Origin of the sequence: Pantoea sp. EKM20T, assembly GCF_011800485.1 — a bacterium.
GTDB lineage: Bacteria > Pseudomonadota > Gammaproteobacteria > Enterobacterales > Enterobacteriaceae > Pantoea > Pantoea agglomerans.
This window is the reverse complement of the sequence record NZ_JAALFW010000063.1, coordinates 1-208: the sequence shown is the minus strand read 5'-3', so window position 1 is coordinate 208 and position 208 is coordinate 1. Positions and strand designations below refer to the sequence as shown.

1 protein-coding gene is annotated in these 208 nt (G+C 68.3%); it reads left to right on the top strand.

All coding sequences use genetic code 11. The features are described from left to right. The coding region (locus HFD94_RS22885) for a contractile injection system protein, VgrG/Pvc8 family (RefSeq protein ID WP_181955377.1) at positions 1 to 208 on the top strand (208 nt) is incomplete at both ends.

Genomic DNA, 208 nt, shown 5'->3' with positions numbered 1-208 from the left:
GGTCGCTGGCGGAGAGCGTGACGCCGGGCATCTACAGCACCGACGACTACGACTTCCGCAAGCCGAACGCCTGGATGTTGCAGGCGCGGCAGAACCCGGCGTCGCCGGTGCCGGGCTCGGTGGACGTTTACGACTGGCCGGGCCATTTTGTCGACCACAGCCACGGCGAGTCCTACGCGCGCATCCGTCAGGAGGTGTGGCAGGCCGA